The organism is Bartonella sp. AU16XJBT (genome assembly GCF_028618665.1).
Taxonomy (GTDB): domain Bacteria; phylum Pseudomonadota; class Alphaproteobacteria; order Rhizobiales; family Rhizobiaceae; genus Bartonella.
The window spans coordinates 101,303-118,069 of record NZ_JAQITF010000006.1 but is presented as its reverse complement, the minus strand read 5'-3'; the positions used below and the strand labels follow the sequence as shown (position 1 = coordinate 118,069).

General features: G+C 36.8%; 12 protein-coding genes. 2 read left to right on the top strand and 10 right to left on the bottom strand.

Going from position 1 to position 16,767, the window contains the following annotated elements:
- Positions 1-14: 14 nt before the first annotated feature.
- The 6 genes from nusB to glyA all read right to left on the bottom strand — a co-directional run bounded on the left by nusB (position 15) and on the right by glyA (position 4,551).
- Positions 15-485 carry a transcription antitermination factor NusB gene (gene nusB / locus PVV66_RS05230; RefSeq protein WP_273718077.1) on the bottom strand — a complete coding sequence of 157 codons (471 nt, stop codon included), beginning with the start codon at positions 483-485 and terminating at the stop codon, positions 15-17.
- The gene (locus PVV66_RS05225; protein ID WP_273718075.1) at positions 478-942 is read right to left on the bottom strand and encodes a 6,7-dimethyl-8-ribityllumazine synthase; all 465 of its coding nucleotides are present in this window, start codon (positions 940-942) and stop codon (positions 478-480) included. The genes nusB and PVV66_RS05225 overlap by 8 nt, the downstream gene beginning before the upstream one ends.
- An 80-nt stretch (positions 943-1,022) precedes the next feature.
- Positions 1,023-1,640 carry a riboflavin synthase gene (locus PVV66_RS05220; protein ID WP_273718072.1) on the bottom strand — a complete coding sequence of 206 codons (618 nt, stop codon included), beginning with the start codon at positions 1,638-1,640 and terminating at the stop codon, positions 1,023-1,025.
- Complete coding sequence (ribD, locus tag PVV66_RS05215; protein ID WP_273718071.1) at positions 1,622-2,749, bottom strand: bifunctional diaminohydroxyphosphoribosylaminopyrimidine deaminase/5-amino-6-(5-phosphoribosylamino)uracil reductase RibD; 1,128 nt, start codon at positions 2,747-2,749, stop codon at positions 1,622-1,624. The genes PVV66_RS05220 and ribD overlap by 19 nt, the downstream gene beginning before the upstream one ends.
- Positions 2,742-3,224, bottom strand: coding sequence for a transcriptional regulator NrdR (nrdR, locus tag PVV66_RS05210; RefSeq protein WP_273718069.1), 483 nt, complete (start codon positions 3,222-3,224; stop codon positions 2,742-2,744). Before nrdR ends, ribD begins: the two co-directional genes overlap by 8 nt.
- A 13-nt stretch (positions 3,225-3,237) precedes the next feature.
- A complete protein-coding gene (gene glyA / locus PVV66_RS05205; protein ID WP_273718067.1) occupies positions 3,238-4,551 on the bottom strand; it encodes a serine hydroxymethyltransferase in 1,314 nt (437 codons plus the stop codon).
- Positions 4,552-4,899: 348 nt separating this feature from the next.
- Between glyA and argC the strand changes: the two genes are divergently transcribed.
- Positions 4,900-5,832 (top strand): N-acetyl-gamma-glutamyl-phosphate reductase, encoded by a 933-nt coding sequence (gene argC, locus PVV66_RS05200; protein ID WP_273718063.1) that lies wholly within the window; start codon positions 4,900-4,902, stop codon positions 5,830-5,832.
- A gap of 21 nt (positions 5,833-5,853) precedes the next feature.
- Here the strand turns inward: argC and PVV66_RS05195 are convergent, their stop codons facing one another.
- From PVV66_RS05195 to hfq, 4 genes are all read right to left on the bottom strand, one after another.
- On the bottom strand, positions 5,854-6,945 hold the full coding sequence (locus tag PVV66_RS05195) for a COX15/CtaA family protein (protein ID WP_273718061.1): 1,092 nt from the start codon (positions 6,943-6,945) through the stop codon (positions 5,854-5,856).
- A 129-nt stretch (positions 6,946-7,074) separates the two neighbouring features.
- Complete coding sequence (locus PVV66_RS05190; RefSeq protein WP_273718060.1) at positions 7,075-8,901, bottom strand: hypothetical protein; 1,827 nt, start codon at positions 8,899-8,901, stop codon at positions 7,075-7,077.
- Positions 8,902-9,045: 144 nt separating this feature from the next.
- A complete protein-coding gene (gene hflX, locus PVV66_RS05185; RefSeq protein WP_273718059.1) occupies positions 9,046-10,389 on the bottom strand; it encodes a GTPase HflX in 1,344 nt (447 codons plus the stop codon).
- 54 nt (positions 10,390-10,443) lie between these two features.
- Positions 10,444-10,683, bottom strand: coding sequence for an RNA chaperone Hfq (gene hfq / locus PVV66_RS05180; RefSeq protein WP_012231869.1), 240 nt, complete (start codon positions 10,681-10,683; stop codon positions 10,444-10,446).
- A 664-nt stretch (positions 10,684-11,347) separates the two neighbouring features.
- On the opposite strand from hfq, the gene PVV66_RS05175 reads away from it, so the two are divergent.
- Positions 11,348-15,907 (top strand): hypothetical protein, encoded by a 4,560-nt coding sequence (locus PVV66_RS05175; protein WP_273718057.1) that lies wholly within the window; start codon positions 11,348-11,350, stop codon positions 15,905-15,907.
- Positions 15,908-16,767: the final 860 nt, after the last annotated feature.

Below are 16,767 nucleotides of genomic sequence, written 5' to 3'. Positions count from 1 at the left end.
AAAGAATATGACGATTAGGGGCGGATTTTTTTTGCCATACTGTCGAGAACTGCATTAACGAGTTTTGGCTCATCACCTTCAAAAAACGCTTTGGCTATATCAACATATTCATTCACGGCAACCGCAACAGGAACATCTTTACGATTGATCAGCTCCCATAAAGCTGCTCGTAAAATTGCTCTCAATATGGAATCAAGACGTGAAAGAGACCATTCTGCAGAAAGCTGTTGATGAAGCAGAGGATCAAGCTGCTTTTGATCTTTTACAACACCCGTTATAATCGCCAAAAACCATTGAAAATCAGCTTCAAGATACTGGTCTCCATCAATATCTTTTCCCAAACGATAAGCCTCATACTCAGCAGCCGTTTCCATCACGCCCGAACCCACGATATCCATTTGATAGAGAGCCTGAACTGCAGCAAGCCTTGCTGCTCCACGTTTATTGGCTGAACGCGGAAAATGTCTGCTTTTTATATCAGCCATATTTAACGTTATCTCCAAATCTCTTTTTTAGAGCGATCATACATAAAGCAGCTTCAGCCGCAAAACCACCTTTATTTTTATCATCTTGTTTTGCGCGCACCCATGCTTGCTCTTCATTTTCAACAGTTAAAATACCATTTCCAATAGCCAAACACTTATGAACAGTTAAATCCATCAATGCACGACAAGAATCATTGGCAACAATTTCAAAGTGATATGTTTCACCTCGAATAACACAACCCAGTGCAACATAACCATCATAAGATATCTTATTTTGTTCAGCAAAAGTTATTGCAGCTGGTATCTCTAAGGCTCCTGGAACTGTTATAATATCATAACTTGCTCCAGCTTTTTGCAAAGCACTCACAGCACCTTTCAAAAGCGCATCAGAAATGTCTTCATAAAAACGTGCTTCAACAATCAATACGTGAGACTTTTTACGTATCTCTTTCATCATAATAGAATTCCATAAAAAACGAATCAAAAACTCAAAGCTATAGAGCATAAAATGCTAAAAACGATCAATAGAGTTGGAGCTTATTTATCTTCTCTTTTAAAATCAAAAAGCTTAGCAGCATAACGAGCAACTTGATCAATTTCTAAATTGACCCAATCTCCAATTTTAGCTTGTCCCCACGTTGTCATTTCAAGTGTATGGCGAATAATAAGAACATCAAAAACACAATCCTCAACACCATTAACAGTCAAAGATGTCCCATTAAGTGCAACAGATCCCTTAGGTACAATGAAAGGCATAAATTGTCTTGAAACTTTTAAATAAAAACGAATTGCATCCCCTTCATTTTTTTGTTCAACGATTTCAGCCAAGCCATCAATATGACCAGAAACCAAATGCCCTCCCATTTCATCACCCAATCGAAGTGAACGTTCTAAATTAATAAAAGTTCCTTTTTTCCATTGGGCAAGATTTGTTAAACGTAATGTTTCTTCCCACGCCTCAACAACAAACCAATTGAAATCTTCTTGTTTAAATCCTCGTTCCACAATTGTCAGACAAATTCCTGAACACGCAATTGACGCACCAATTGCTAAACTTTCTAGAGCATAGCGTGTAGAAATCTTTAAACATATCCCCTGTTTTAAAGATTGAACATCCTCAACACAACCGATATCCGTTATAATTCCTGTGAACATAATGTCTTACGTCTCCATTTATAAAAACGGTCATTTCCAAACATTTTTGTCTCAACCTCATGAAATTGCGAGAGATAATTTCCAAAATGAGGGGCTTCAATACGTTTTTTTCCTAAAACAACGGGACTATAAAAACATATCAAATGATCAACACAACCAGCATTCAAAAACTTTTCCCCTGTCTTGACACCACCCTCAAGTAAAACACTATTAATTCCATGTTTATAAAGCATCTGTAAAAGAGAAAGAGGATCTACACAACCATTGTTCATCTCTACCGAATAAACAGACACACCATATTGCTCCAATGCATTTTTTTTGCTTTTCTTTGACATATCCGCATCACAAATAACCCATGTAGGAATTTTTATGGCCGTTTGGACAACTTTCGCATCAAAGGGGATAGATAAATCTGCATCCAAAATAATACGAATTGGTGAGCGCATTTCCATTCCTGGCAAGCGGCAATTGAGTTGCGGATCATCTGCTAGTATAGTACCAATACCAACGAGAATAGCATTGTTTTGAGCCCGTAGAATATGGGTATGGGTATGGGAAAACGTTCCACTAATTTTTACGCCCCCCTTCTCCTTTTTCCCCACACCATTATCGGCAGAAATTGCCATTTTAAAAGTGACCGCACAGCGTTGTATCTTCCTTATGCACCAATGCGTCCATAAAGATTCAAAAGCCTCTTCAGCTAAAATACCCTCAACAACTTCAATACCAGCCGCACGCAAAAGAGTAAGACCACGACCATCCACACGCTTGTCACAATCAGTAAGAGCAACAACAACTCGGGAAATACCTGAATCAATAAGTGCATTAACACACGGAGAAGTTTTTCCATAATGTGCGCAGGGTTCTAAAGTAACATAAGCCGTCGCTCCTTGAGCCAGAGAACCAGCCATACGTAAAGCTTGCACTTCCGCATGAGGACTCCCCTGAATGGCTGTAACACCATAGCCAACAATAAATGTTCCCGTACTGTCATCATTTTGTACAATTAACGCACCAACCGAAGGATTATCACCTGTAAGCCCCACATGACGCTCTGCTAAACGGATAGCTGCAGCCATAAACCGCTCATCTTGCACTTTTTTATTCATCAAAACGAATTTCTGTATCCGCTATACCCTTTGACAGCTCATCGATAATATCGTGAAAATCACTTGCATTACGAAAATCTCGATACACAGAAGCAAAACGGATATAAGCGATATCATCAATTCTTTTTAATGCTTCCATAACAAGATGTCCAATTTTTTCTGAAGCAATCTCTGGTTCCCCCAAACTCTCAAGCTGGCGTACAATACCAGAGATTGCTCGTTCAATACGATCAGAATCAATATTGCGCTTACGTACAGCCACATCAACTGATCGCATTAATTTATCACGATCAAATGGCTCACATCGTCCACTTTTTTTAGTAACCAAAAGCTCACGCAATTGAACACGTTCAAAAGTTGTAAAACGACCACCACAAACGGAACACACACGGCGGCGGCGAATGACCGCCCCCTCTTCTGCTGGACGTGAGTCTTTAACCTGTGTATCCTCATATTGACAGTAAGGACAGCGCATCTCTTTTTTATCCTTAACGCGTGCTAAGATAAGAGTAAAGAGGAAATTGATTCGTTATATCTTCCACTTTTTTCTTAACAGCCATTTCAACAGCATGGTTATCTTCATCACTTTTTGCGTTCCGAAGACCATCAAGAACTTCTGCAATCAGATGCGCAACTTGAACAAACTCTTTTTCTAAAAAACCACGCGTTGTGGCAGCAGGTGAACCCAAACGAATTCCCGATGTTATAGATGGTGTTTCAGGGTCAAAAGGAATGCCATTTTTATTGCAGGTAATATGAGCGCGTCCTAAAGCCAACTCGGCACGTTTTCCTGTTAGATTTTTCGAACGTAAATCAACCAACAATAAATGATTGTCTGTACCGCCAGAAACAATATTAAAATCATTACTCTGTAATGTTTTTGCTAAAGTTTTTGCATTAGCAACAACATGAGCACTGTAACTCTTGAAAGAAGGATGCAAAGCCTCCCCAAATGCAACAGCCTTTGCCGCAATCACATGCATTAAAGGCCCGCCTTGAAGGCCAGGGAAAATAGCAGAATTAATCCTTTTGGATAAAGCCTCATCATTTGTCAATATCAAACCACCACGAGGACCTCGAAGCGATTTATGTGTTGTTGTCGTTACAATATGCGCATGTGGAACAGGTGAAGGATGTACGCCACCAGCAACAAGACCAGCAATATGAGACATATCAACGAGGAGATGAGCACCGATCTCATCTGCAATTTCACGGAATCGTTCCCAATCCCAGAATCGAGGATAAGATGAGCCTCCTGCTATAATAAGTTTGGGCTTACGTTCTTTTGCAAGCCGCTCAACCTGATCCATATCAATAATTTGATCTTCTTGACGCACGCCATAGGAAACAACATCAAACCATTTTCCTGACATATTGACAGATGAACCATGCGTAAGGTGACCACCAGCATTTAAATCCAATCCCATAAATGTGTCACCAGGCTGGAGTAACGCCAGAAAGACAGCTTGATTCATTTGGCTACCAGAATTAGGCTGTACATTTGCAAAAGCAGCACCAAAAAGCTGTTTTGCTCTTTCAATGGCTAAATCTTCAACGACATCAACAAATTGACAGCCGCCATAGTAGCGCTTTCTTGGATAACCTTCTGCATATTTATTGGTTAAAACAGACCCTTGCGCTTCAAGAACTGCTCTTGAAACAATATTCTCTGAAGCAATCAACTCAATCTCATGTTGTTGACGCTCAAATTCCTCTCTAATGGCATTAAAGATTGCACCATCAACTGTCTGTAAATTATCATTAAAAAAGCGCTTTTGTGCGTCATTTTCTTGCTGAGTCATAAAACACGTTCCTAACATTAAAAAAATAAAGTTGCCAAACGATAACACAGCAAATCATGCAAACCAAACATTTTAAACCACTTACACTCAAAAATACCGATACAAATATTTATCTTATTCCTCGTCGTAGAAACAGCGAAACAGCAAAAAAAAACCTTCACAAGAAGAGTGAAAAATGAAGTTAAGTTTCTTCTTTTACGTTCTTATTGATACCTTTTACAAAAAATATCTATAATCTAAAGAAATTCAATAAGTTAATGATTATAATTTAAGTTGGTAATGATTTAAAATAATTTATAATGAAAAAAGCTGGATATCGTAGGAAAAGTTAAGATAAGGCGTTTAAGAATGGTAACCAAAGTTTTTATTGATGGTGAACACGGCACAACCGGACTACAAATACAAAAACGCTTAGAGAAACGTACAGATTTAAAACTACTCTCTCTTGCTCATAAGGACCGCCATAATGTTCATCTGCGGCAAGACTATCTTAATCAAACCGATATTGCTATTTTATGTCTTCCAGATGATGCAGCACGCGAAACCGTTCATTGGCTTAAAAAGAATAAAAAAATTAGAGTTATTGATAGCTCAACAGCTCACCGTGTTGCACCAAACTGGGTCTACGGTTTTCCTGAAATGACAGCAGGCCAAAAAAAACGCATTCAAGCAGCCCATTACGTATCTAATCCTGGATGTTATCCCACCGGGGCCATTAGCTTGATTCGCCCACTTCGCGAAGCAGGATTGCTAAGCGCCGACTATCCCATTTCGATTCACGCAATCTCCGGCTATACCGGTGGTGGAAAACAATTGATTATGCAAATGGAAAATCAATCTCAAAAAAATATTCAAGAAAATTATTTTATCTATGGACTCAATCTTGAGCACAAACATGTGCCAGAAATTAAACTCCATGGACAAATCAACCAAACGCCACTTTTTATACCCAGTGTTGGTCGTTTTCCTCAGGGAATGATTGTGAATCTTCCTCTGCACCGCCATTTATTCACAAAATCAGCAAACTGTTCTGATCTGCGCGAGATTCTTGCAAACCATTACGATGGACAAAACATCATTTCAATTGCATCACAAGATGAAACGGCTTCTCTTCAAAGACTGAACCCAGAATGTTTTGCTCATAAAGATGGTATGAAACTGTTCGTATTTGGAAATGATCGCGAAGGAATTTTTAATCTCTGTGCCCTATTCGACAATTTAGGAAAAGGCGCATCAGCTGCTGCTATTCAAAACCTCGATTTAATGCTTTTAGCCAATTAAACGCTATCTGGATACAAACTTTTATTCAACAACGCGGTATGCCCCTTTTGTTGCTCGCCAATGCGCAACTGCAAAACATAACACGGCTAATGCCATACTTTGATGAATGAGCCCCAAACTTATCGGAACCTCATGTAACAGTGTCAAGATACCTAAAAGTGCTTGGATAATGATCATAAAGCAGATAAGAAATGCCCGACGAGAATGGGTTGAATGCGGAACATTTTTTTGTACATAGAAAGCATGAAGAGCTGAGATAATAAATAAAAAATAAGCAAAAAACCGATGAATAAATTGAACTGTTAAGGGATTTTCGAATAAATTAAGCCAATAAGGGCGTTGCTGCAACAACCCATCCGGAATAATCTGACCATCCATAAGGGGCCATGTATTATAGACTTTTCCAGCATGAAGCCCTGCAACCAAAGCACCCAAATAAATCTCTATCAAAACGAAAATAACAATCCAAGCCGCAAAATATTGCACCTTTTGATTGGCTGGTTTTTCAGAATACTCTGTAAGTCCTCGAGATAAATAAGTAACAAAAATAATAACAAAACATGCTGTTATAAGATGAAACGCCAAACGATATTGGCTCACACTTGTTAGATTACTTTGTCCAATCCCTGAAGCAACCATCCACCAACCAATAAAGCCTTGAAAGGCGATAAGGATCGGTACAACAATAAGCAGGAGTAAAATATTTTTTTCGATACGCTTCGTCGCCCAAAACCAAATTACCCCCAATAAAGCGACAAGCCCAACAAGACGCCCGAGAACACGGTGCGCCCATTCCCACCAAAAAATGACCTTAAAAGCACTTAAAGTCATATCACGATTAAGCAACTTATACTGTGTGATCTGTTGATATTTTAAAAACTCCTCTTGCCATTGCTCCACACCGATCGGTGGAATAACGCCATGAATTGGCTTCCATTCTGTTATCGATAATCCTGATCCCGTCAAACGAGTTGCACCCCCTACCAAAACAATTGCTAAGCAAAGCAATAAAATAGAATAAAGCCACACCTGAATTTGCTTTCGATTTCTCTTTTGCACAGGTGTTAAAAGGTTATCGTTTAATCTTTTTACTACCATCTCTGATTGCCCCACGCTTCTCTCCGACTACAATGCATTTAAAATTTAAACATAAAATCTTCGTATTTTAAGTATGTACTACAACTTTAGCAAAAAACAAGCATACCGCTACAACACGGGATACATATTTCTTTTTTACGAAGTTTATAATGCAACAACGCGATAAACAGTCTTTGGAAAGTGACTGACCATCCGCATCATCCAATCCTGCTCATTAAGAACAGTATGACAAATATAATAGTCCGTTAGCTCTGCAAATTGCTCAAATCCATATTTGGGTTCACTTGCCATCTCTAAAATAATAAAATCATACTCTTTTTTAAATTCTTGTAATATATGAGAAATATTATCTGAAAAATCTTGTGCAGAAACAGCGCTTGTTAACCCTTGAGGAAGAATATCAACCCCCGTATCATAATCACGATAAATAACATCATGCAACTGAGCATTGCCCGTTAAAATATCGCTCAGCCCCCGATGTGGACCAATGACTTTCTCTATTTGTTGGCCAGAGATATCGACCAACAAAATTGTTTTGTTCTCTTTTATAAGATGAAGTGAAAGTTTTGCCGCTGTCCGTGCTGCCTCTGGTCCAATAATTGAAATAATGGTTGAGGCTCGCCATTTCAAAACATCAGATAATCCCTCTATCGTAATAAAAGCTTCAAGACTTTTCGTTTCTTGAGAGACTAAAATACTCTCATTTTTCTTGAAAGAATTTTCTTTTGATCTCAAATCCTCTTCTGAGAGTTTATCTTTTTTGCTTCTAAAGCACGGATAAAATAATACTATTCCGAGAAAAAGAGTAAGAAAGCTGGCCAATGCACTCACAAGAATATTTTTTCCATAAAGAGCGATAAACGAAATTGGCGCTAACGTTGTTGGCATAACCACGTGGATCTTTGTATTTTGCAAGAGAAGAGAATCATCATTTAATCCCCGATATGAACCAATAACTTTTTCTCTCCCTTGAGCAGACTTGCTCATCATTTTATTTTGTGCATCAATCTCTACTTTTATTTTATTTTCAAACGCGTTAAATATTTGATTCAAAGATTGGCATTGATCTTTTACAAAAAAGCTCATCCTTTTTTTGAGCTGTTTTTCCAACTCCGTTGCAATAATCTCATCTGAATGGACTTGATAAACGATCTGCAAAATTTTATTTTTTAATTGCTGAGAAACCGCCTCTAATTCCGCAGTCATTGCCTTAATTTGAGGGTGTGTCCATCCCAATTGCACAGCCATATGTGCTCTTTGTGTTTCCAAAAGATCACGTTTAGATTCCAAAGCTATAATTGCTGAATTGTCTGCAATAAACGATAAGGACAGTAAAGACTGCCCATTTTCACGCATCATGTTAATCGTTGAATTCAAACTTGTTAAATGAATACGCTTTAAAGTTGCTTGCGTTAATTGCATCGAAAGATCATGAAGCTCTGTTTGTTTTACTCCATGCTGAATAAAAGAATCAACAGAGGCACGAAATTCCTGCATGATATTAATAATCGCAGTATTATCATATTGTTTGTCTTCTAATTTCTCATTTAACAAAGACTGTTTCTGTTTTATGATGACTTGTGAAAACGCAGAAAACCAAGTTTCCACCCCCCGTTGAGCTGCTTCACGTGTTTCAGCTTCGAAAGTAAGATTGATAAGATCACCATGACGCGATAAACGGATATTTTCCTGTTTTTTTTTCTTATAAGAAGCACTTAAAGAAAAATGCGAATCATCTAAAAATATAGGCTGTAAAAACAAAAAGGCGATAATATTGTCTTGTTTTTCAATCGGTAATGACTTTCCTACAGAATCAGATAATGAAAATACTAAAGTTGCTTGGTAACCACGGGGTTGAACAAAATAATACAACCAAATCAAAGAGATACACAGCATTTGTAACAGCAAAACAATCAAAATGTTTCGCCATACTGTACGTACGAACAGTCTTTTATTACATTTAAGACTCATCTTTATTTTAACCAGCAAAATATTTTTTCATATTGTTTTATTAAGAGAAAGTAGTAACTATCCTCTTAACTTGCTGTCATATTATTTTGAGATAAGAAAAACATAAAATCTGAGCAAAAAAGTTCAACAATAGCTTAAAAAAACTTAATTCATATTTTTTTTGATGTTCTCTAGTTGTTTTTTTGCTTCAGAAGTAAGAACAGCTCTAATGGTAACAGACCCATCATCATGCCCTTCCTGCTTTATTTCCGCAGAGTTTTCATAAAACCAATCAATAAGGAACATTTCATGAGGTTTTAAAAGATATTCAATGCTTTGCACCTCTCCAAAAATTCGCTTTTCAATGGTTCTTAATAATTGATCAAGTCCATCCCCTTTAAGGGCTGATACTATGAGCGCAGGATTTAACCGTGACTTTGCGCTCGTTTGTAAAACATTCAATGCTTGCTCATCTAACATATCAATCTTATTCCAAACTTCTATGATATGCTCTGTATCATCAATATCGATATCAAGACTTGAAAGCACTTCTAAGACATCTTGAGCATGGGCACGATGATCAAAATCTAACATGTCTCTTACATGAAGAATGAGATCCGCTTCAACCACTTCTTCAAGAGTTGCTCTAAACGCTGCAATCAAATTTGTTGGCAAATTAGAGATAAAGCCTACAGTATCAGACAAAAGAACAGTTTTTCCATGGGGAAGAACAACTTTGCGCAAAGTTGGATCAAGCGTTGCAAATAACATATTCTTTGCTAAAACATCAGCACCGCTTAAGCGGTTAAAAAGAGTTGATTTTCCTGTATTCGTATATCCTACCAGTGCAACAACAGGATAAGATGTTTTTTTTCTTTTTGCTCTATGAAGTGCGCGTGTTTTAATAACAGTTTCCAATTCGCGACGAATACGAATAATTTTCTCTTGCAAAAGACGCCTGTCTGCTTCAATTTGTGTTTCACCAGGCCCACCTAGAAAGCCACGCCCTCCACGTTGCCTTTCCAAGTGCGTCCAACTCCGCACAAGCCGCCCTTTTTGATAGGACAAATGCGCCAATTCTACTTGCAAAACCCCTTCTTTTGTTCGTGCACGATCACCAAAAATCTCAAGAATCAAAGCTGTTCTATCAATAACTTTACAATGCCATAATTTTTCTAAATTACGCTGCTGTACTGGCGTTAAAAAGTGATCTATAATCACAAGCTCAATGGAATATTCATCGATATAATCGGCGAGTGCATCTACTTTACCTTTTCCAAAGAGAGTCGCAGGACGAGGTGTTGCAATATTAATTGTTTCATAATTAACAACTTCTAACCTTATAGCACGCGCTAACCCCAATGCCTCTTGAACACGGGAAGATATAGAACAATCTCTCAAAGAGCTTTCACTTCTATTCTCTTGAAAAATCGGTATCAAAACAAGTGCGCGCACCTGTTTTATAATTTGCGAAAATACGCCTCTTAATCTCTCATTTTCATTTATCATAGCAATCTAAGTACTTTTAAAATGGGATAAGAGGTTTATCTTAAAATGATACGTTTACTCAGGACTTTCTCCTTCAAACATCTGTACAGGCTGTCCAGGCATAATCGTAGAAATAGCATGCTTATAAACCAATTGCGCGTGTCCATCTCGGCGCAAAAGGACGCAAAAACTATCAAATGAAGTTACAATACCCGTGAGCTTAACGCCATTAACAAGAAAAATTGTAAGGGAAATTTTTTGTTTACGCACCGTATTTAAAAACACATCTTGCAGGTGTTGTGATCGCTCTGCCATTATTCTTACACCTTCATCTCGATTGCATAAAATATTCGTGCATGCATATCGACTGAAAAATATTCAATTGTCAACGTAGAAGCTTCAAATTTTAGCAACAAACAACTGAAATTAGAGAAAAAACCGCCCTTTAAGGTAATAATTAAAGTACAACTTATGAAAAGCTATCATTAAATTCAAAATTTTTCCACGTTTACTTTTTTATGAACTTACAATTTAAGAGACAGATTTTTATACATCCTAAGCTATTATAGACGAGATGATAAGTCCCCTTCGTTTGGAATCAATAAAAGTAGCGGACAACAATATTTATCGATCATCGATATTCAAAAAACGCATTCGCACCACACTGTTTTTTTAACATTAATATATAACTGCCATTAAATTGTCCTTATCTTAAAGAAAATAGGTTGATAAAGCTTTTTATAAGCACAAGTTGTAAACAGTATTTTTGTTATTTGTCGGATCAAATAATAAATTGTTTTTACTATATTTTATAACATTTTTAAACAGAGCGTAAGATACCGCGTTAACTTTATTTTGATAAGTTTTCAAATTTTTCCCCTCAGCATATTCCTTTCTAAATAATTAACAGCTAGTATGCGGGAATTATGTAGAAGAGGACGTATCCCTTTTTTTCCGTCTGTAAGAGTACGAGGCGAGTATGGCACGCAGAACCAAATTGCAAACATTTGAAGTTGAAGTTGAAGAAGCCCTCACAAAAGCGATGAACTTTGATTTCGATGACACAGTATTGGAAACGATATCATCCAATAATTCTGAAAATATTGTTAATGTCGATGATTTGATTCAAAAAATTGCAATGGCAGAAGAAGAGTTTTTTGCTGAAAACGGTCCTTCAACTTTTGTCTCTAATATTCATGATGACGCTGTTATTGACAAATCTGTTGTTGGCCAGCTTTTTGCTCCAAAACCTTCACCTGAGATTTCAGGGGGAACGGTCCACAATACATTGTTGTCGACAAAACTTCTTCCTGCAAATGATGATATAACAACCCCTGTAAATTTTGGACTCTTAAAGCAACGTTCTTCTTCTCGAGTCTACTGGTATACAACAGCGCTTAGTGCTTTATGGGCAACGGGAGGAGCCTTTATTGCGCATAAGCTCGCTCCTAGCGGACTGAGCTCCTTATCTCATATCAGCACTTTTGTGACATCCCCGACAGGGCTCGCTGTAGCAGCCGGAACAGCAATTCCTATCCTTATATCTTGGGGCGTTGCTCAATTAACAAAACGTTCGAACGAATTGCATAATATTGCTCTTCTTATGACAAATGCTGCACAGCGCCTTAGTGAACCACAACAATTATCTGAAAAACAAGCTATTGCTATCGGGCAAACCATTCGTGAAGAAGTAGCGGCAATGAACGAAGGTATTGAGCGTACCCTCGGACGTGCTGTTGAACTTGAAGCAATCATACAAGGTGAAGTTCACAACCTAGAACAAGCCTATGCTGAGAATGAATCACGCATTCATACACTCATCAAAGAATTGAGTAATGAACGCATAGCCATTTTAAATCACGCCGATCGCGTACAATCAACAATTAAAGGAACCCAGGAACAACTAAGCGATGAATTTGGCTTGGTTACCTCTAGAATTGTAACCAATGTTGAAAAGCTTGCACAAACCCTTTCTCAAACTTTACAAAAACAAGGTGAAGACCTTGTTGCAAAACTTTCCTATGCCGGTGATGGTGTAACAAATCAGCTTGTTACAAAATTTAATGAAACAACAACACAAATTCAGCAGAAAAACACAAAATTTTTCGATGAATTAGGAAAAAACTTTGATGGTTTTGCAAAACGGTTTGATCATAATGAGAAACAAATAGAAAAAGCCTTTAATGAAACAGCAGTAAAAGCGGAAGCGCATGTTGCTAAAATTGCAACACATATGCAAGCAGTAACAGATCAAACTCTGCACACTGTCGATGAAAAGTTTAAAGCCCTGGATAAAGCTCTTATTGATCGCAATAATCAATCTCTACAGAATTTTGATGAGAAGATCTTAAAGCTCGACGACCAAGCACATAAACTCTCTTCTAAATTTGATAACGTAACCTCGCAAGCAATTGGAGCCTTTGAACAACGTTTAGCAACTGTTGATCTTTCTCTTAAAGAACACAGTAACTCCATCATTAATTCCTTTATAGAACGCAGTCAGGCTTTAGAGGATAATGCTGAAAAACTTGGTAACTTCTTGGAAGCTCATGTCTTGAAAATAAATGAAAATCTCCAAGAAAAAACAGCAGACATTACCCATGCATTTACAAATGGACGTGAAGCTATTCTATCTGCAATTGATAAAAGTCAAGAAAATCTGAGAGAAGAAATTCAACATATCGACAATGCCATTGTTGATATCATACAAGAACGTTCACAAGATTTTAAATTGCAACTTTCTGATCAACGATCTCTCATGGCAGACATGCTCGATAACGAGAAGAATAAAATCGCTGATGCATTAAGAAATCAGATTGATGTCTTGGCCCAAAATACTTCTCATATTGAGAAAGTTTTGACTGACAATGCTCAAGTCGTTGATAAACAAGCTGAAAGCCATATTGCAAATATCATTCAATGCACTGACAAACTACAAGAAGTCATTGTACAAAGCTGCAATACAACCCAAGATGCTTTAGAAGCACAAGCGAGAAATATTGATATCCGTGCCGATGCTCTGCGTGACTCTTTAGCAATTAATAGCTTTTCTCTCAATGAAGTTCTTGCTGATCAAGCACGTACACTCGAGCAACGCATGGAAACAATCCATGATCTCATCGCAAAAAGTGATATACGTGTCGATGTTGTATTGAAACAACAAATAGATTTAGTTGAGAGTGCAATTGCCGCCAATAATAAAAACATTACTGAAACAGTTCAAGATCATATCAAAAACCTTGAAAGCCATGCCGAAATTTTAAAGAATACTCTCTCTCAATCGAGTGGTGTTTTCTTTGAAACCCTTGAAACACGTATGGAATCATTCGATACAAATCTAGAAGATCGTGCACACAAAATTCTTGAACGGACAACAACGCTAGAGGAAACATTATCTGAAAAATTTAGCCAAGTCTGTGAAGCCATTGATATGCAAACATCTGTTATTGAGGAACGTTCTGACACTTTAAAGGCGTCTCTCATGCTTAATAATGAGCAAAGTCAGATAATTCAACAAACGCTGGAAAGCAGTGTTGATAATATGCGTGTTAGCTTAGAAGATTCTGTTAATACAGTTACAGATAATCTGCATAACAAGATTATAAAAGCTTCTGATATTCTTTCTTCTACGAGTGAACAAATTCTCTCATCTGTTACGAATGTTGCCGCACAAGCTGAAAATATTCTCTCAGAGTCAGGCAATCGCATTGTATCAAACGTTAAAAAAACAGTTTATGATACCAGTGAAAAAGTTCTATCCGTTCTGTCTGAACAAACAGCACATACTGTAGAAGCTTTCGCAACAGCCAGCCATAATGCACAAGCATTATTGAATGAAACAATTCACACATCAACAACAGCAATAGAGCAAGTCCTTAACGAACGTTGTGATGTTCTTCATGACTCTATGCAAAATCTTAAAAACAATTTAGGATATCAGCTCTCTGATGTAACAAGTCGTCTGGAAGACGCAAAGAATCAGACAGCTATACAAATTTCAGAACATGTTGGAAAAATAACAGAGCTGACAAATCACTTAAATCAAGCAGCGCAAAGTACGACAGAGTCAATAGATTCTTTAACGCAGCATATCGGTGAACAACTCTCTCTCTCCACACAAGATGCTGAACAGAGAATTTATGCACATAATGAATCTTTAGTGAATAGCTTGAACAAAGCGAACTCTGAAACACTGCAAACAGTAACGGCTATGAAGGAAGAGCTTGTTAATAATGTCTCATCCATCTTAAAACAGTTGAATCAATCAATTTACAACTTCCAGGAAAATAATAATGTTTTATTATCGGCTGTTCAAAATATTGACGGTCAGTTTAATGAGACTACGAACAATTTTTTCCGCAACACAAACCGAGTAGCAGAGCGTTTATCAGCCTCAAATCAAGCACTCAATAATAATGTTGAAATTCTGCAAGGACTCTCAAAAAATACCTTTGAACAAATTAATCATATAACGAGCAGTTTTGGTGAACATGCAAAAACACTTTCCCAAACTATTCACGTTCTTGAACAGTCTGAAAATTCACTGAGTGCAACACTTGAAGAAAAACATAATACGCTTTCTGTATTAAGCGATGCTCTTGTTTCAAAGTCTCATGAAATTAATCAAATGATTGAGCATTATGAAAAAATCTTCAACTTAGCCCTTGAACGCTCTGATAAGAATGCGCGTAACGCCACAGATTCATTCCAACAATCCCTTAATAAGCTTATTAATGAGGCGTCAACGCGTTTTTCAGGAGCAGCAGAAGATATACGTCGCTCTGCGGATGAAGTTCGTTTAGAGCTTTCAAAGATTAATAATGACATTCATGAAAATGCTAAAAAGCTTCCAGAAAAAACAAAAGAAACAACGCAAACAATTCGTACGGCTTTGAATGAACAAATTACAGCATTAAAAGATCTCGTCAGTGTTATACAAAATGATCAAAAGAGCGCAAAAGAACAGTTAATATCGGCATTTCCTACATCATCAATGCTTAATAAGAGAAATGAAAATTCCTCTGAGTCCATTAAAAAGATCATACCCCCTAAACCTGTTTTGCAACAAGATCAAAGCAAAAAAAGACCCAATAAATGGGTATCAAATCTCTTAGAAAGAGCTTCACGTGATGAAACATTTTATGATGAAACCCCAAATGATGCTGTTTTAACATCCGTGCAAACAAAACCACGTCCTGCAAACAGTTCTCTTAACTCATTAGCATCAGGTATAGTGCAAGCGATTAATCACAATGCCATTGTTGAGCTATGGGATCATTATCAACGTGGACAAAAAAATATCGTAATAGAACACCTTTATACCTCAAATGGAAAAACGATATTTGAAATGATTAAGAAAAAATACATGAGCGATTTTGAGTTTAAACGTTCAGTAAATCAATATGTTACGGATTTTGAAAAGCTCTTGCGTGATATATCGCGTAGCTCTGGTTCCTCCAACTCAGTCCGCAAATATCTGATATCAGATACAGGGAAAGTTTATACCATGCTTGCTCATGCAAGTGGCCGAATCCAATAGGCAATGAGAAAAGTGGAAAAAATATTTTTCCACTTTTTCTCCCTCCAGTTGTCTTAATTTTTTATCATAGTGTGCTTTGCAATCAACTTAAAACTTTGTACTTCAAAGACTGATGATTGGCATGTGTTCTTTTGATAGCCTAAGCGATAAGCTTAAAGAAAGCATAATAACTATCAAACAGCCTATCATTCTAAAAATGATAAAGCATATTTTCTACTGCTTTATCCTTCTCGTAATCCTTTTATTTTTCGTAGTTTCATAAAGGCACAAAACCAGTAATATTATTTTATTTGCTAACTCACAAAATTTTTTCGTACTTTTTATGTAAAAAATATCTCTATTCTTTTCTTAAAGGTTTTTTATCCACATATTACTCTCGCTTGAAATATGTAAGTAAATATTTTTTTATTATAAAGTATAAAGTAACGCGTTATATGGGATATATGAACTTCATATGTCAAATGCGCAATGACAACTTTTCCAATGACAGCTTCGTTTATTAAAACACATACTTGTCAGTATATAAAAAATACAGCTCTAAACGATTAACAATTCAATTGAACAATAAACAACACAAATTCCATTTTTAACGTTCCCATCTCCTTGTAAATAGCTGAACAAACAGTTTATAATTTTCAAATTATTGTTCTAAAATTCTTCTACCTACGTATAGAACTTTAAATAAAATATATATTTTATAAAAAGCGAATGAAATGAACAGTAAAAGCTCTTCTGTTCTTTCCTTATTTTGTAAGCATTGCAAAAAAAATAATGGCTTGGTAATGTAATCATTCTTAAGTATTTTATTTGTTTGTAGACTAATTAATTTTTACGCATTTTATTAAGGATAAGAAAAACAA

Excerpts from the sequence above, each read along its gene's own strand:
- nusB (WP_273718077.1), bottom strand. The coding sequence starts at position 485 with ATGGCTGATATAAAAAGCAGACATTTTCCGCGTTCAGCCAATAAACGT.
- PVV66_RS05225 (WP_273718075.1), bottom strand. The coding sequence starts at position 942 with ATGATGAAAGAGATACGTAAAAAGTCTCACGTATTGATTGTTGAAGCA.
- PVV66_RS05220 (WP_273718072.1), bottom strand. The coding sequence starts at position 1,640 with ATGTTCACAGGAATTATAACGGATATCGGTTGTGTTGAGGATGTTCAA.
- ribD (WP_273718071.1), bottom strand. The coding sequence starts at position 2,749 with ATGAATAAAAAAGTGCAAGATGAGCGGTTTATGGCTGCAGCTATCCGT.
- nrdR (WP_273718069.1), bottom strand. The coding sequence starts at position 3,224 with ATGCGCTGTCCTTACTGTCAATATGAGGATACACAGGTTAAAGACTCA.
- glyA (WP_273718067.1), bottom strand. The coding sequence starts at position 4,551 with ATGACTCAGCAAGAAAATGACGCACAAAAGCGCTTTTTTAATGATAAT.
- argC (WP_273718063.1), top strand. The coding sequence starts at position 4,900 with ATGGTAACCAAAGTTTTTATTGATGGTGAACACGGCACAACCGGACTA.
- PVV66_RS05190 (WP_273718060.1), bottom strand. The coding sequence starts at position 8,901 with ATGAGTCTTAAATGTAATAAAAGACTGTTCGTACGTACAGTATGGCGA.
- hflX (WP_273718059.1), bottom strand. The coding sequence starts at position 10,389 with ATGATAAATGAAAATGAGAGATTAAGAGGCGTATTTTCGCAAATTATA.
- hfq (WP_012231869.1), bottom strand. The coding sequence starts at position 10,683 with ATGGCAGAGCGATCACAACACCTGCAAGATGTGTTTTTAAATACGGTG.
- PVV66_RS05175 (WP_273718057.1), top strand. The coding sequence starts at position 11,348 with ATGGCACGCAGAACCAAATTGCAAACATTTGAAGTTGAAGTTGAAGAA.